Raw genomic sequence first — 16,653 nt, 5'->3', positions numbered from 1 at the left:
TTAATATTTATTTATATTTAATTCTTGTAATAACGTTGATATTTCCATTGGTTCTTTTGAAACTGAAATTCGTCCCGAACGTACAAACTGCATGATTCCAAAAGGTCTTAATTTTTCGTGTAATTCTTCAATCTCTGAACGTCTTCCTGACTTTGAAATCACAAAAAACTTTCTAGAAACTGTAACTATTTCAGAGTTACTCTCTTTGATAATATTTTGAATTTGTCTTTCGTCAAAAAGTAAACTTGATTCGATTTTAAACAAAGCATTTTCTAGATAAATCGTTTCCTCATCTACGTGATAAAATGCTTTAATTACTTCAATCTGTTTTTCAATTTGACCTACAATATTTTGAACCCATTTTTCAGTAGTATCTACTACGATAATAAATCTCGATACATTTTCTATTTCTGATTCAGAAACATTTAAACTCAATATATTGATGTGTCTCTTTAAAAAGATACCTGAAATTCTATTCAGCAAACCTACGTTGTTTTCTGAATATACTGAAATGGTGAATGTTTTATTTTCCATTTTTTTTTGTTTAAAGTTTAAAATCGTTTAAAGTTTAAAATTGTTTAAAGTCTTAGCAATACATTTTATTAAACAACTTTAAACCTTAAACTTTAAACCATTTTATGATAATCTGATGTCTGAAACCGAAGCCCCTGTAGGTATCATTGGGAATACATTATTTTCTTTCTCAACCATAACTTCTAAGAAATAGGAATCTTTTGAAGCTAACATTTCAGCTACAGCTTCGTCTAGTTCTTCCCTTTTTGTTACTTTTCTAGATTTGATATAATACCCTTCTGCAATTGCACAAAAGTTAGGATTGATCATCACTGTAGAAGCATATCTATAATCAAAAAATAATTCTTGCCATTGACGTACCATTCCTAAAAACTCATTGTTAAGTACCACAATTTTTACAGGAACTTTAGTTTGATGAATGGTTCCTAATTCTTGGATATTCATTTGGAATCCACCATCACCAATAATAGCAACTACTTCACGGTCTGGTCTACCCATTTTCGCTCCAATTGCTGCAGGCAAAGCAAATCCCATAGTTCCTAAACCTCCTGAAGTAACATTACTTTTGGTAGTATTGAACTTAGAATAACGACAGGTAAACATTTGGTGCTGTCCTACATCCGATACCATAATGGCATCACCTTTAGAGTGTTTGTTAATCATTTCAATAGTTTCTCCCATAGAAATTCCTTTTCCATTGGTAGGAGCTAACTCTTCGTTGATAACAGCGTCAAGTTCAATTTGGTAGTACTTCTTGAATTCGTTATGCCATTCTTGATGTGAATTCTCTTCGATATGTGGCAATAAAGCAGTCAAAGCTTCTTTCAAATCTGCCAAAACAGCAACTTCTGTTTTCACATTTTTATCTACCTCTGCTGAATCAATTTCGAAATGGATAACTTTGGCTTGTTTAGCATAAGTTGCTAAATTACCCGTTACACGGTCATCAAAACGCATTCCTAATGCAATCAAAACATCACATTCGTTAGTCAACATATTAGGACCATAATTCCCATGCATTCCTACCATTCCCACATTTAATTCGTGGTCTGTTGGCAATGCTGAAAGTCCTAAAATAGTCCAAGCTGTAGGTATACCAGCTTTTTCTATAAATGCTTTCAATTCTTTTTCAGCTTGACTAAGAATTACCCCCTGACCAAAAACAATAAAAGGTTTTTTAGCCTTATTGATGATAGCTGCAGCTTCCTTAACTTTCTCTATATTCAAAATAGGTTTTGGGTGATAACTACGGATATCTGTACATTTTTTATAACTAAAATCCAAAGTATCAAACTGTGCGTTTTTAGTAATATCAATCAATACGGGTCCTGGTCGTCCTGATCTAGCAATATAAAAAGCTTTTGCCATAATTGCTGGAATCTCATGAGCTTCGGTAATTTGGTAATTCCACTTTGTTACAGGAGTAGATATTCCAATGATATCCGTTTCCTGAAAAGCATCAGACCCTAATAAATGTTTTCCTACTTGCCCCGTAATACATACTAAAGGTGTAGAGTCAATTTGAGCATCAGCAATACCTGTCACCAAATTTGTTGCACCAGGTCCAGAAGTAGCAATACATACCCCTACTTTACCTGTTGCTCTTGCAAAACCTTGAGCTGCATGAGCTGCACCTTGTTCGTGACGTACCAAAACATGGTGTAATTTATCTTGAAATTTATATAATTCGTCATAAACTGGCATGATGGCTCCACCTGGATAACCATATATCAAGTCTGCCCCCTCTTCTAATAAGCACCTAATAACGGCTTCTGCACCGCTTATTTTAGTTGTTTCCATTTTGTACTTGTTTATGTAACCAAGACTGCAAAAGTCTTGGTTACTTGTATTTTTATTAAATTATTTATCGGTAACGCATCCTTCTGAAGCGCTAGAGACCGATCTCATATATTTAAGTAAAACTCCTTGTTTGATATCCGATTCTGGACGTTTCCAGTTTGCTTTACGTTTTGCAAACTCCTCGTCAGAAATTTTCATATTGATCGTATTGTTCACTGCATCAATAGTAATCACATCGCCATTTTCGATTAAGGCAATTCCACCACCTTCATAAGCTTCAGGAGTAACGTGTCCTACCACAAACCCGTGAGAACCTCCAGAGAAACGTCCGTCAGTAATCAAAGCCACTGTGTTTCCTAAACCAGCTCCCATAATAGCAGAGGTTGGTTTTAGCATTTCTGACATTCCTGGACCTCCTTTTGGACCACAGTAACGAATAATTACTACGTTTCCAGACTTAACTTCACCTGCTTGTATTCCTCTAATGACATCTTTCTCTCCTTCAAAAACTACCGCAGTACCTTCAAAGAACTCTCCTTCTTTTCCACTAATTTTAGCCACACATCCTTCTGTGGCAATGTTTCCATATAAAATTTGAATGTTTCCGGTTGCTTTTAATGCTTTTTGGATTTCAAAAATTACTTCTTGACCATCTTGCAAATCTGGAACTGAAGCCAAGTTCTCAGCAATTGTTTTTCCAGTTACTGTCAAACAATCTCCGTGTAATAAACCTACTTTTAATAAATATTTCATTACACCTGGAACACCACCTACATTGTGTAAGTCTTCCATCAAATATTTACCACTTGGTTTCAAGTCGGCTAATAATGGTGTTCTATCACTGATATCTTGGAAATCTTTTAAGGTCAACTCAATCCCTACTGAGTGGGCCATTGCAATTAAGTGCATAACCGCATTGGTAGAACCTCCTAAAACAGCCACCATGGTAATAGCATTTTCGAATGCTTTACGAGTCATGATGTCTCTAGGCTTGATATCTTTTTCTAACAAAATACGAATCGCTTTACCAGCATCTAAACATTCTTGTTTTTTCTCTGGACTCAAAGCTGGATTTGATGAACTATAAGGCAAACTCATACCCAATGCTTCAATTGCTGATGACATTGTGTTTGCTGTGTACATTCCTCCACAAGCTCCTGCACCAGGACAAGCATTTTGAATTACTCCTTTAAAATCTTCTGGAGTAATGGTGTTTTTAATTTTTTTACCTAAAGCTTCAAAAGCAGAAACAATATTCAAATCTTCACCTTTCCATTTACCTGGATGAATAGAACCTCCATAAACCATAATAGACGGACGGTTTACTCTACCCATAGCCATTAAAGCTCCAGGCATATTTTTATCACAACCAGGTACTGCAATCATCGCATCGTACCACTGTGCTCCCATAACTGTTTCAATAGAATCAGCAATTACATCACGAGAAACTAATGAAAAACGCATACCATCATTTCCATTAGAAATACCATCACTTACACCAATGGTGTTAAAGATCAAACCTACTAAATCTTCTTTCCAGACACCTGTTTTAATATCTTTAGCTAAATCATTTAAGTGCATGTTACAAGGATTCCCATCGTAACCCATACTTACAATACCAACTTGCGCTTTTTTTAAATCCTCTTCAGTTAATCCAAGTGCATATAACATCGCTTGAGAAGCTGGTTGCGTTTCATCTTGCGTAATAGTTTTGCTGTATTTATTTAATTCCATTATATAGTGTTTGTATGTGTGTTTATTTTTTTTATACTATTGTTGATTGTCCAATACTTACATTATCGTTATTGAAGTATAGTAAATCATCTTTATCTAAAATAAAGTTGGAAATAAAATCACCAACTTCATTTGTTCCGAATTTTGACTCTGGATTCAAGTCCATGGTGACGACTTTTAACGCAATAGCTTTCTCAACAGCGTCGTGTATCTTTTTAGATTCTTTATGCAAACCAAAATACTCTAATAACAAAGCTGCTGATAAAATAGAAGCAAATGGATTCGCAATATTCTTGCCTTTTGCCTGTGGAAAAGTTCCATGTACTGGCTCAAATAATGCATGTGTATCTCCCAATGAACTAGAAGCTAGCATTCCGATAGATCCTGTAATAATACTCGACATATCAGATAAAATATCACCAAATAAGTTTTCTGTCAATACAATGTCAAACTGCTTAGGTTTCGCAATGATTTGCTTGGCTGCATTATCTACATATAAGTAATTCAGTTCCACTTCAGGATAGTCCTTACTAACTTCAGTTACTACCTTTCTCCATAGTCTTGAAGTCTCTAAAACATTTGCTTTATCAATTAAAGAAACAATTTTCCTTCTTTGTTGAGCCGCTTTGAAAGCAAGATGAGTTACTTTTAAAATTTGTTCTTCAGTATATTTGCACAAATCCGTAGCAATAGTACCTTCTTCGTTTAATGTTTTTTCATCAAAATAAATTCCTCCTGAAAGTTCTCTATAAATCAAAAAGTCAGTCCCTTCAATAATTTGTTTTTTCAAAGGAGAACTTTCCAATAATCCTTCATATGGTTTTATCGGTTTGATATTTACATACAAACCAAGGGCTTTACGCAATTGAAACAATCCTTGCTCTGGTCGAATTTTAGCCTCAGGATCATTATCGTATTTCAAATCACCGATTGCACCAAACAAAACAGCATCTGTATTCAAACATAGATTCAACGTTTGCTCAGGAAGGGGTTTCCCTGTTTTATCTATAGCAGCAGCTCCTACTAAAGCCTCTTCAAAAATAAACTCATGATCAAACATTACAGCTGTCGCTTTTAATGCTTTCATGGCCTGCAAAACTATCTCAGGACCTATTCCGTCCCCCGCGAGTACTGCTATTTTTAAATTCATGGCTTTAAGGTTTAATTTCTAACTAAATCGTCTTTTAAATTAGAAGCTTCAATGATTTGATGAATATCATCATCCATGACTTCTTTTTTGATATCTGCAAACTTCAAAAACTCAACATAAACAATGTCCAATTGTGTTTTAGTCAATTCATATCCTACTTTTTTTGCTCTGTAAGCTAATGCTGCTCTACCACTTCTCGCTGTTAAGATAATTGAAGATTCGTTCACACCAACATCAAGTGGATCCATGATTTCATAAGTTTCTCTATTCTTAATTACACCATCTTGGTGAATTCCAGAACTATGAGCAAATGCATTTGATCCCACAATCGCTTTATTTGGTTGCACCATCATACCCATACTATCTGATACTAAACGACTCATTTCGTTCAACTGTTTTGTATCAATATCAGTATATAAATTCAAGTATGGATGTTGTTTGAAAATCATCACCACTTCCTCAAGTGCTGTATTTCCTGCACGTTCACCAATTCCGTTAATAGTACATTCGATTTGTCTAGCACCATTCATGGCTCCAGCAATTGAATTAGCAGTAGCCATTCCTAAATCGTTATGGCAGTGACAAGAAATGGTAACATTTTCAATACCTTTTACGTTTTCTTTAAGATACTTTATTTTTTCACCGTATTCGTGTGGCAAACAATAACCTGTTGTATCAGGAATATTAAGTACTGTTGCTCCTGATTTAATCACTTCCTCACAGACTCGTGCCAAGAAAGCATTGTCTGTTCTACCCGCATCCTCAGCATAAAACTCTACATCTTCTACATAAGTTTTAGCATGTGCTACAGCAAATTTAGCTCTAGCAATAATATCTTCAGGAGTTGTATTTAATTTATGAATGATATGAGATTGTGAAGTACCTATTCCTGTATGAATACGAGGTTTTTTAGCATTTTTCAATGCCTGACCCGCTACATCGATATCATTTTTAACAGCACGTGTCAAGCCACATACGGTTGCATTTTTTACAATTTTACTAATTTCAGAAACAGATAAAAAATCACCAGGACTAGAAACAGGAAATCCAGCTTCGATGACATCAACACCCATTCCGTCTAATCGTTCTGCTATAACGAGTTTCTGTTTGGTATCTAATTTACATCCTGGAACTTGTTCTCCGTCTCTTAAAGTGGTATCAAAAATTTGAACTTTCTCTCTATTCATTTTAATTTATTTAATGTAATTTCACAACTTCATAACAAAAGTAGATTTCATTAATTGAATATAAAACTCATAATAATGAAATATACTGCTTATAAAGCGAATCAAAACTTTGTAAAGCATTATAAAACAAGTAATTAAGCTCATATATTTTACAATGGCTAACCATCAAAAAGATTTCTTATTTGTATTAATAAAATCACTTTCAAAGTCTGAAAAAAGACAGTTTAAGATTTTTGCCAGTCGATTAGAGACGAGTTCTAATACAAAATTTATAGAATTATTCAATATTTTAGATAAATCAGAGGTTTATGATGAAAAATTAATATTAAAAAGTGGTGTAATTAAAAAGGTTCAATTATCGAACCTTAAATCGTATTTATACAAACAAATTTTAGTGAGTATTCGTTTGAATATTCCTAGCCAAAACATTCGTTATCAATTAAGAGAACAAATTGATTTTGCAACTATATTATACAACAAAGGATTATACAAACAGAGTTTAAAGATTTTAGACAAAACCAAAATTCAAGCACTGGAAAATGACGAAAAATACATTGCTTTTGAAATAGTTGAATTTGAAAAACTTATAGAATCTCAATACATTACACGTAGTATTCAAGGTCGTGCAGATGAATTAGTGATTCAAGCCAAAGAACTCAACTATCGCAATACCATTTCTAGTAAATTATCCAATTTATCGTTACAGTTGTATGGTATTATGCTCAAAACAGGCTATGTCAAAAATGACGAAGAGTATAAATACATTGATGATTATTTTGTAAAACACACTGCCAAACTAGACGAAAACAAATTTGGATTCAGAGAAAAATACTGGTTTTACAATGCTAATTTATGGCGCAGTTTTCTTGTACAAGATTTTCTTTCTAGTTATAAATTTGCATACAAATGGGTGACTTTGTTCTATGACAACCCCAATATGATTTACTTGAACCCTGTTTTTTTCTTAAAAGGAAACAACTATTTCTTGGAGTCGGTATTCATGTTGAAGTACCAAACTAAATTTAAAAAATACCTGAATCTACTGGAACATACCATCGAAGATCCCCGTTTTCCAGTTAATGACAATATTGCCTCATTATCGTTTTTGTATTTGTACAACAACAAATTGAATTATCATATCCTGGAAGGCTCCTTTGAAGATGGAGAATACTTAATTCCGATAGTTTTAGACAAAATCAAATTACATAGTGACCACCTAGACGAACACCACGAAATGCTGTTTTATTATAAAATTGCTTGTATTTATTTTGGTTCAGACAAATTTAACGAGTCCATTTTTTATCTGGAAAAAATCATCAACAACAAAAACCTGACCATGCGTGAGGATTTGATGTGCTTTGCTCGTTTGTTGTATTTGATTGTACATTACGAATTAGGAAAAGATTTCCACTTAGAAACCCAAATCAAAAACACTTACAAGTTCTTACTTAAGATGAATGATTTGCACGAAGTTCAAAAAGAAATTATTCGTTTTATGAGAAATTTGAATTCCATTTATCCGTCAGATATCAAAAAGGAATTCATCAAAATGAGAGAACGTTTTATCGAATTAGAAAAAATTCCATACGAAAAAAGAGCTTTCTTATATCTTGACATTATTTCATGGCTAGAAAGTAAAATTGAAAATCGTAAAATTGGTGATATTATTAAAGAAAAAGCCAAATTAAATAATCGATGAACAAATAGAAGTTTGAAGCTAATAAAATGATAGAGACTAAGCCTCTTTTAAACCTTTAAACTCTTAAACAGTTAACCGATTAATCAAATAACACTAAACTGACAACAAAATGCAAAACATACCTAGCGTAGATTTAAGCGATTTTTTATCAAATAATCCGTTACGAAAAGAAAAATTTGTGAACGAAATTGGAACAGCCTTTGAAGATATTGGTTTCGTAGCACTGAAAGGTCATTTTTTAGAGCAAAATTTGGTTGACGAACTTTACACTGAAATTCGAAATTTTTTTAGCCTTCCTTTAGAAATCAAACAGAAATACGAAGACCCTGAACTTGGTGGACAACGTGGTTATGTTTCCTTTGGTAAAGAACATGCCAAAGGTCGTAAAGAAGGTGACCTAAAAGAGTTTTGGCATTTTGGTCAATATGTGGGCGAAAATTCAAAATACGCTGCCGAATACCCTAAAAATATCACGGTTGATGAATTACCACGCTTTAATGCTGTAGGAAAAGAAGCTTACCAAATGCTTGAAAAAACAGGAATTTATGTTTTAAGAGCTTTGGCGTTGCGATTGGGATTAGATGAATTTTATTTTGACAAATATGCCGAAGAAGGAAATTCCATTCTTCGCCCGATTCACTACCCTCCTATTACTTCTGAGCCTGAAAACGCCATCAGAGCTGCGGCTCATGGAGACATTAACCTAATCACTTTATTGATGGGAGCTCAAGGTAAAGGCTTACAAGTTCAAAATCACAAGGGTGACTGGATTGATGCTATTGCGCAACCAGATGAACTAGTTATCAACGTTGGTGATATGCTTTCTAGACACACCAATAACAAATTAAAATCAACCATACATCAGGTAGTCAATCCACCAAGAGAATTGTGGGGAACCAGCCGATATTCCATTCCGTTTTTCATGCATCCTGTGAGTGACATGCCATTGAATTGTTTGGAAAACTGTATCGATAGCGAAAACCCAAAACAGTTTGAAGACATAACAGCAGGAGAGTTTCTTTACGAACGTTTGGTTGATTTAGGATTGATTAAAAAATAATATTTCATATTTTAAAAATAGGGAACGCAGATTGCAGAAATTATAGAAATTTAGTTTAAATAAGAAAAGAAACAAAGAGATCGAAATAAATAAAATTAAACAAAACTCCTAGCGCCTTTGCGTCCTAGCGGTTAACAAAACAGTTATGAGCCTAGAAGACCAATTAAAAAACTTATTCCCTGACCACGTTCCAAGTAACGAGCCTGAGGAAATTGACGATACACCACACGAATTATACGTTCAAAAAGAACCTATGATTTGTAAATATGAAAAAAGAAAAGGCAAAGCAACCACCATTATTGAAGGTTATGAAGGTGAAGACGAAGATTTTAAAATTCTAGCCAAGGAACTCAAAACAAAGCTTAGTGTTGGCGGTAGTTTCAAGGATGGAGCATTGATTATTCAAGGAGATTACCGTGATAAAATCATGACTATTCTCAAAGAAAAAGGTTTTAAGGTAAAACGCGTAGGCGGATAATTTATGTAAAATGATAGCAGCATCAGAACTAATTTTGAATCCCGACGGGAGTGTATACCATCTGAACCTCAAACCCGAAAATATTGCCCATGATATTATTTTTGTAGGCGACCCAGATCGTGTGGAAAAAATCACGCACTTATTTGACTCAATAGAATTTTCAACTCAAAAAAGAGAATTCAAAACGCAAACAGGTAACTATAAAGGAAAACGATTAACGGTAATTTCAACTGGAATTGGAGCAGACAATATAGATATTGTTTTAAATGAATTGGATGCTTTGGTTAACATTGATTTAGAAACCCGAAAAATAAAGGATAAACTCACTTCACTGAATATCATTCGCATCGGAACATCGGGTGCTTTACAACCTGATATTCCTGTCGACAGTTTTGTAATATCTGCAATTGGACTTGGATTAGACTGTATGCTTCGCTCCTACCAATCGGAGACCGTTACTATTCCATTCTTGGAAAATGCATTTGTAAAATATACAAATTGGAACCCTAACAAAGGACAACCTTATGCTGTAGCTTGCTCAGAAAAACTAGCGGAGCTACTCGGAAATCCATCTATTTATAAAGGAATAACAGCTACCGCAGGTGGTTTTTATGGTCCACAAGAACGTGTTTTACGTTTAGCCCTTCAAGACGAAAAGCTGAATAGTAAAATGGATTCGTTCAATTACAAAGGAACAAAAATCACTAATCTCGAAATGGAAACTGCTGCTATCTACGGACTTTCGGCACTTTTAGGACATCAGGCGATTTCGCTTAATGCTATTATAGCCAATCGGTCAAACGGAACTTTTAGCAGTAATCCTGATGCAACAATTGAAAAATTAATTGATTACGTTTTAACTCAAATAAGCAAAAAAGGAACGCAGATTTGAGAAATTTAAAATAATTTTATAAGACACTTAAATAGGTTCCTAGGACAAAAGATAACAAGTAAAGAGTAACACCGATTTTTGAAATTTCTCTAATTTTTAAAATCTGAGTTCCCAAAAAAAATAAATTATAGATGACAACAATAAAAATAGCAAGCGTACCTGAACATTTCAATCTACCTTGGCATTTAGCCATCGAAAACAAAGAATTTCAGAAACAAAATATCGATTTACAATGGATTGATGTTCCTGAGGGAACGGGCAAAATGTGCCAAATGTTGCGCTCCGGAGAAACTGATATTGCTGTTATTTTAACTGAAGGCATTATCAAGGATATCAATGCTGGAAATCCTAGTAAATTGGTCCAAATTTATGTGCAGTCACCACTTATTTGGGGAATTCATGTAGCTGCTAATTCTAAATTTCAAAACTTAGACGATTTGCAGCATACCAAAGCAGCTATCTCCAGATTAGGTTCCGGCTCCCAATTAATGGCGTACGTTAATGCCGACAATCAAGGTTGGAATACAGATGAATTACAGTTTGAAATCGTAAATACTATTGATGGCGCGGTAGAAGCATTAACAAACGGAACGGCTGATTATTTTATGTGGGAACGTTTTATGACCAAACCTTTGGTTGACAAAGGAATTTTTAGAAAAATAGCAGACTGCCCTACTCCTTGGCCCTGCTTTGTGATTGCAGTACGTGAAGAAATTTTAGCAGAAAAACCAGAAATCATCAAATCCATTTTGTCGACGATCAACCAAACTACCAAAAATTTCAAAAACATCCCAAACATTGATACAGTATTAGCTACAGAATACCTTCAAAAACTAGAAGACATCCAAGAATGGCTTTCCTTAACCCAATGGTCACAAGAAAATATTGATGAAAAACTGTTAAACAATGTCCAAAAACAACTTTTTCAACTGAAAATCATTGATAAAATAGGTACTTTTGAAGAAATTGTAAAATCAATCTAGTTTTTACCTTTTCAGGTTATTTATGTTAAACTTTAAAAACATTTCTTTTACTCAAATAAAGCAAAGTCTGCAGGTTAAGAAACCTTGGGATGATGTTATTATTTTTGTCCTTAATGTTTTAATTGCGATACCATTATTCATCATTGCGCATGAAAACCTTATTGAACTCAATTGGGTTTTCAACCTAGATCGGATTTTAATATTTATTGGAATAATTCTATTAATCCAGTTATTACTAAGACTCTTACGTACTATCATTATCATTTGTATTTTTTTATACGTAATGGTTTTATTCTATGGAACCACTTTGGGTAATTATGGCTTTAACAGCGTCTTTGAAGATTACAATTCGATGATCTACACCATGTCTGACAATCCATATCCTCAAGATATCATTGTATCCAAATTACTTCCCTTTCCTAACAAAACTAAAATCCTAAATGCGATAGAATATCAAAACCCTAGAGTCCGTAATTTTGCCGTAATGGCAACTACAAAGCATTTTAAAAACGTCAGAGGTTATGCTGATTATAGAACCATTATACAATGTTTTGCTGTTTTTAAAGAAATAAACGAGCGCTGGAATTATGTAAGTGATCCTAAAGACGAAGACTATATTGCGAGTGCTAGCGAATCTTTAAATTATTTTTCAGGTGATTGTGATGACCATTCTATCTTGATGGCTGCTTGCGTACGAGCCATTGGAGGTACTCCGAGACTCATTCACACCAAAGGACATATTTATCCAGAAATACTCATTGGAAAAATGAATGATCTAGAAACCGTCAATTTTTTGATTAAAAACATTTTATTTACCAAAGAAAGTTATCGCAAACAATTGCATTATCACATTGATGAACGCAATCAAATTTGGTTAAACCTCGATTACACCGCCAAATATCCTGGAGGACCTTTCCTTTCTGAAGAAATTTTAGGAGCATTGACCTTAAACTAAAAAGCCTCATTTTCAATTTGAAAACGAGGCCTTTTATTAGCGTTGTGTTTGGAATATTATTTATTTCCTTTTTCAAAATCAGCAACAAACTGTGCTAATCCAATATCAGTTAATGGGTGTTTCAACAATCCATAAATTGCAGATAATGGTCCTGTCATTACATCAGCACCAATTTTAGCACAGTTTACAATGTGCATCGTGTGACGCACAGAAGCAGCTAAAATCTCAGTTTCGTAACCGTAGTTATCGTAAATTTCTCTAATCTCTTGAATCAAGTTCAAACCATCAGTAGAGACATCGTCCAAACGACCAATAAAAGGAGAAACATAAGTAGCTCCTGCTTTAGCAGCTAATAGTGCTTGACCTGCAGAGAAAACTAAAGTAACATTCGTTTTAATTCCTTTATCTGAGAAATACTTAGCAGCCATAACTCCTTCTTTAGTCATTGGTAATTTAACCACGATTTGATCGTGTAAGTCTGCCAATTCCTCTCCTTCTTTCACCATTCCTTCAAAGTCCAAAGCGTTAACTTCGGCACTAACATCTCCCTCAACAAGATTACAAATATCTACATAATGTTTCAAGATGTTGTTTTTTCCTGTAATACCTTCTTTAGCCATCAATGATGGATTAGTAGTTACACCATCCAAAACACCTAAAGCTTGTGCTTCTTTAATCTGAGCTAAATTAGCCGTATCGATAAAAAATTTCATAATTCTATATTTAATTGTTTTTTTATTATTTGGGCGTGACCCTCCAAAAAAAGTCGGGTCGGGCTATTCGTTACAAGTCCTCGTATTATTCCGCTATCGCTACATAATACTGTGGGCTTTCCACTACTATCCCTCACGCTAAACCCATGCAAACTTACAAATTATAATGACTCATTAATATTTTTTCATATACTTTGTCTGGTAAAATACGTTTTAGTACAATAGAAAACTTTTGCATAAAAGCTCCTACCTTATAATGAATCTTTGGATTTTCTTTTTGTATAATTAGATAAACTGCAGAGGCCATTTCTAAAGGATCACTCCCTTCATCTACATGAGCATCCATAGTTTGTAACATTTTACTATATACTTTTTCATAAGCTGAACCTAAAATAATAGGCGCATGATAACGCCCTGAAGCGATATTTGTCGCAAAATCTCCTGGAGCAACATTCGTGATTTGGATTCCAAATTGTTTTACTTCCATGCGCAGTGCTTCTGTAACCAATTCTAAAGCTCCTTTTGAAGCCGAATAAATTGAGCGATAAGGCAATCCCATATAACCCGCAATAGAAGTAACATTAATAATCAAACCTGTTTTTTGCGCACGCATTTGTGGCAAAACGGCTTTAATTACTTCAATAGGACCAAAAAAATTGGTCTCAAAATTGTTCTTGATTTCTTTACTAGGAATTTCTTCTAACGGTCCCGTAATCCCTACACCTGCATTATTAATTACTACATCTATTCTTCCCGAACGCGCAATAACTTGATCAATAGCATTTTTTATAGTTTCAGTATCTCGAACGTCCAAAGTCAATAAAGGGAAAACCGAATCGGAAATTCGTTCAGGATTTCTACTTGTACCGTAAACCGTGAAACCTTTTTGATGTAAAAATTCACCAATAGATTTTCCTATTCCCGAAGAACCTCCTGTGATTAAAACTACTTTACTCATTTTTATTAGTTATAAGTTTGGAGCTATGTGTTAAAAGCTTTTGATGATCGTTTTCAATTTGGCTTTAATTAGTAAAACACTCAACTTCTAACCAATAACACCTAACTTCTGATTGGTTCAAAAATAAAAAAATCTCCCCTAAGGAAGACTACAATTTTTAAAATAAAAGAATCTGATTCACCAAGGTAGACAGATTAAATAAAAAATGGCAAGCGACCTACATCGCACCGCTCAACCACGTACCCTTGCTATGTTCCCATCCTGGGGGAGTCTGCAGGAGCTGGTCGTGTAGGACTTGCCGGTGCAAATATACAATCTTTTTATATTTTTGCAAGGGCTTTGCTGACTTAAAAATAACATTGTATATTGGTCTTACAAATTTTTTAATCATGAAAAAACATAACTTACTATATGTCATTTTATTAGGGATAACAGTTTCTAATTGTGGTGGCAAAAAAAAAGGTGAAAATTCAATATTTACATTTAATTCGGCGCAATTTTCAGCTCAATACCAGCCCCAGAACAAACTGGATTTAGAAATTTTAAATCCAAATTCAAAAGAAATCGATAGCATTGTTTATTTTGTAAACGACATCAAAGTAGGAACTACTAAAGGAAACACTAAATTACCATTAGAATTAAAAAACCAAAAACTAGGCTACCAAAACTTGAAAGCTTTAGTATATTTTGAAGGTGACAACTCTGAGGCTACTGCAAGAGTTGAACTAGTTTCTAATGTAAGTCCAAAATTATTAAAATATAAAATTGTAAACACTTACCCTCATGACACCAATTCATTTACGGAAGGTTTGGAATTTTACAAAGACACCCTTTATGAAAGTACAGGGCTGAAAGGTAAATCGTACATTAGAAAGTATGATTATAAAACGGGAAAAGTTTTCCAACAAGTTGATTTAGATTCTAAATATTTTGGAGAAGGTATAACCATTCTAAACGATAAAGTTTACCAATTGACTTGGCAAGAAAAAACGGGATTCATTTATGATGCTAAAACTTTGAAATTAGAAAAAACCTTTACTTACGACAAAGACATCGAAGGTTGGGGAATGACTAATGATGGTACCCACTTATACCAAACAGACAAAACAGAGAAAATTTGGAAAATGGATCCAGCAACTCAAAAAATGATTGATTACATTAATGTATATGCGGGAAATTCTAAAATAAAAGCCATTAATGAACTCGAGTGGATCGAAGGTAAAATCTACACTAACGTTTGGATGAAAGATGCTATCGCAGTGGTAAATCCATCTAACGGAGCTGTTGAAGGAATCCTTGATTTATCCGGATTAAGAAAATCACTTAAAGTTACTCTTGATGATGTTCTTAACGGAATAGCTTATAACCCTAAAACCAAAACTATTTTTGTAACTGGTAAAAACTGGGATAAAATGTTTGAGATTACAGTTTCTGAATAAGTTCATTCTTAACAATACAAAAAGAAAGCGGTTGTTCAATAAGTTTGTCAACCGCTTTCTTTTTACAATACCTTGTAAAAAAAAGCAGTAATGATTTATTAAATCATTACTGCTTTTTTATTATAAATCACTAAACCTTATTTCAATTCAAAACTAGATTTAGAAACCAAAACATCTTTATCAAATACATTTACATAGTACGTTCCTTTTGCAAAGTCTTTACCAGGTAAATTTTCAGAAACATTTACCGTTTTATTTTCATATTTTACCGTTGTTGCAAAGCTATAAGACAAAGATTTTTCTCCAAAATTTTGAGTTTTCTTATCGCCTAAAACATTGTTTTTACTATCAATAACTTGAACATAATAAGTTTTATCTCCTGATTTAGCAATTTGATTTTCAGCAATTGTAAAACTAATTCTAAGCATATCTGCTCTACTAGCTTTGTCAGTTTCAATTTGTTTTTCAGAACTTCTTAATAAACCTGGATTTCTTACGATATAAGCAGAAGTTTTTAAATTTACAATTGACAATTTAGATCCTTTTTCTACTGTTTTAGACAACTCATCATTTTGAGAAACCAAAACCTCGTTAGTTTTCTTAGCGGCAGTTAATACAACTGTAGTGCTGTCACGTTGTACCGTTAATTTTGTGTTTTGCTTCTTCAAACCTTCATTTTCAGCCATCAAAGCTTTCATGTTATTTTGCAGAGCAATATATTGTGATTTAAATTTTGATACGTCACCTTTTGATTTACTCAAATCTGACATTAAACTAACCACCTTGTCTCTTTCTTTAATTAACTCTTCTGACATAGAAGTGTTTTCAGCAATTGCAGCATCATAAGTTGCTTTTAAATCTTGCAAATCTTTCATTACTGTTTCTTTTTCAGTAACGGTAGTTTTCAATTCTGTTTGAACATTTTCAACATCTGATGACACTTTAAATATATAAACTAAACTTCCTACTAATAGAACTGCTAAAACAGCAATAACTGCTTTTAGACTTGAATTACTTTGTTGATTTTCCATTTTTAATTTATTTGTTTTTATAAAATTAGTTTTTCAAATT

General features: G+C 33.6%; 15 protein-coding genes and 1 other RNA gene. 7 read left to right on the top strand and 9 right to left on the bottom strand.

Going from position 1 to position 16,653, the window contains the following annotated elements; all coding sequences use genetic code 11:
* From ilvN to ACNH59_RS12660, 5 genes are all read right to left on the bottom strand, one after another.
* Positions 1 to 534, bottom strand: a complete 534-nt coding sequence (gene ilvN, locus ACNH59_RS12680; protein ID WP_418262896.1) for an acetolactate synthase small subunit — start codon at positions 532 to 534, stop codon at positions 1 to 3.
* Between the two features lie 102 nt (positions 535 to 636).
* A complete protein-coding gene (ilvB, locus tag ACNH59_RS12675) occupies positions 637 to 2,334 on the bottom strand; it encodes a biosynthetic-type acetolactate synthase large subunit (RefSeq protein ID WP_418262895.1) in 1,698 nt (565 codons plus the stop codon).
* 60 nt (positions 2,335 to 2,394) lie between these two features.
* A complete protein-coding gene (ilvD, locus tag ACNH59_RS12670) occupies positions 2,395 to 4,068 on the bottom strand; it encodes a dihydroxy-acid dehydratase (RefSeq protein ID WP_418262894.1) in 1,674 nt (557 codons plus the stop codon).
* A 31-nt stretch (positions 4,069 to 4,099) separates the two neighbouring features.
* Entirely contained in the window at positions 4,100 to 5,218 is a 1,119-nt protein-coding gene (leuB, locus tag ACNH59_RS12665) for a 3-isopropylmalate dehydrogenase (RefSeq protein ID WP_418262893.1), read from the bottom strand.
* An 11-nt stretch (positions 5,219 to 5,229) separates the two neighbouring features.
* Positions 5,230 to 6,405, bottom strand: coding sequence for a 2-isopropylmalate synthase (locus ACNH59_RS12660; protein ID WP_418262892.1), 1,176 nt, complete (start codon positions 6,403 to 6,405; stop codon positions 5,230 to 5,232).
* Between the two features lie 154 nt (positions 6,406 to 6,559).
* Between ACNH59_RS12660 and ACNH59_RS12655 the strand changes: the two genes are divergently transcribed.
* The 6 genes from ACNH59_RS12655 to ACNH59_RS12630 all read left to right on the top strand — a co-directional run bounded on the left by ACNH59_RS12655 (position 6,560) and on the right by ACNH59_RS12630 (position 12,472).
* Positions 6,560 to 8,104, top strand: coding sequence for a hypothetical protein (locus ACNH59_RS12655; RefSeq protein ID WP_418262891.1), 1,545 nt, complete (start codon positions 6,560 to 6,562; stop codon positions 8,102 to 8,104).
* Between the two features lie 109 nt (positions 8,105 to 8,213).
* Entirely contained in the window at positions 8,214 to 9,164 is a 951-nt protein-coding gene (locus ACNH59_RS12650; protein ID WP_418262890.1) for an isopenicillin N synthase family dioxygenase, read from the top strand.
* A gap of 145 nt (positions 9,165 to 9,309) precedes the next feature.
* Positions 9,310 to 9,642 (top strand): translation initiation factor, encoded by a 333-nt coding sequence (locus ACNH59_RS12645; RefSeq protein ID WP_418262889.1) that lies wholly within the window; start codon positions 9,310 to 9,312, stop codon positions 9,640 to 9,642.
* A 10-nt stretch (positions 9,643 to 9,652) separates the two neighbouring features.
* Positions 9,653 to 10,534 carry a nucleoside phosphorylase gene (locus ACNH59_RS12640; protein WP_418262888.1) on the top strand — a complete coding sequence of 294 codons (882 nt, stop codon included), beginning with the start codon at positions 9,653 to 9,655 and terminating at the stop codon, positions 10,532 to 10,534.
* Between the two features lie 131 nt (positions 10,535 to 10,665).
* Positions 10,666 to 11,517 (top strand): substrate-binding domain-containing protein, encoded by an 852-nt coding sequence (locus tag ACNH59_RS12635; protein WP_418262887.1) that lies wholly within the window; start codon positions 10,666 to 10,668, stop codon positions 11,515 to 11,517.
* 22 nt (positions 11,518 to 11,539) lie between these two features.
* Positions 11,540 to 12,472, top strand: coding sequence for a transglutaminase (locus ACNH59_RS12630; protein ID WP_418262886.1), 933 nt, complete (start codon positions 11,540 to 11,542; stop codon positions 12,470 to 12,472).
* 56 nt (positions 12,473 to 12,528) lie between these two features.
* Here the strand turns inward: ACNH59_RS12630 and fsa are convergent, their stop codons facing one another.
* The 3 genes from fsa to ffs form a co-directional block, all read right to left on the bottom strand.
* Positions 12,529 to 13,185, bottom strand: a complete 657-nt coding sequence (gene fsa / locus ACNH59_RS12625) for a fructose-6-phosphate aldolase (protein ID WP_418262885.1) — start codon at positions 13,183 to 13,185, stop codon at positions 12,529 to 12,531.
* A 154-nt stretch (positions 13,186 to 13,339) separates the two neighbouring features.
* Positions 13,340 to 14,143, bottom strand: coding sequence for an SDR family oxidoreductase (locus ACNH59_RS12620; RefSeq protein WP_418262884.1), 804 nt, complete (start codon positions 14,141 to 14,143; stop codon positions 13,340 to 13,342).
* A gap of 203 nt (positions 14,144 to 14,346) precedes the next feature.
* An RNA gene (ffs, locus tag ACNH59_RS12615) (signal recognition particle sRNA small type) lies at positions 14,347 to 14,444 on the bottom strand.
* An 88-nt stretch (positions 14,445 to 14,532) separates the two neighbouring features.
* On the opposite strand from ffs, the gene ACNH59_RS12610 reads away from it, so the two are divergent.
* Positions 14,533 to 15,582: a glutaminyl-peptide cyclotransferase gene (locus tag ACNH59_RS12610; RefSeq protein WP_418262883.1), complete on the top strand. Its 1,050-nt coding sequence runs from the start codon at positions 14,533 to 14,535 to the stop codon at positions 15,580 to 15,582.
* Between the two features lie 137 nt (positions 15,583 to 15,719).
* Here ACNH59_RS12610 and ACNH59_RS12605 read toward each other — a convergent pair whose 3' ends face one another.
* Entirely contained in the window at positions 15,720 to 16,613 is an 894-nt protein-coding gene (locus ACNH59_RS12605; RefSeq protein WP_418262882.1) for a hypothetical protein, read from the bottom strand.
* Positions 16,614 to 16,653 lie beyond the last annotated feature (40 nt).

This window comes from Flavobacterium faecale, from assembly GCF_048320115.1.
In the GTDB taxonomy this organism is placed as follows: Bacteria; Bacteroidota; Bacteroidia; order Flavobacteriales; family Flavobacteriaceae; genus Flavobacterium; species Flavobacterium faecale_A.
Note: the sequence above shows the minus strand (reverse complement) of the source record. Positions and strands in the feature narration are given on the sequence as shown.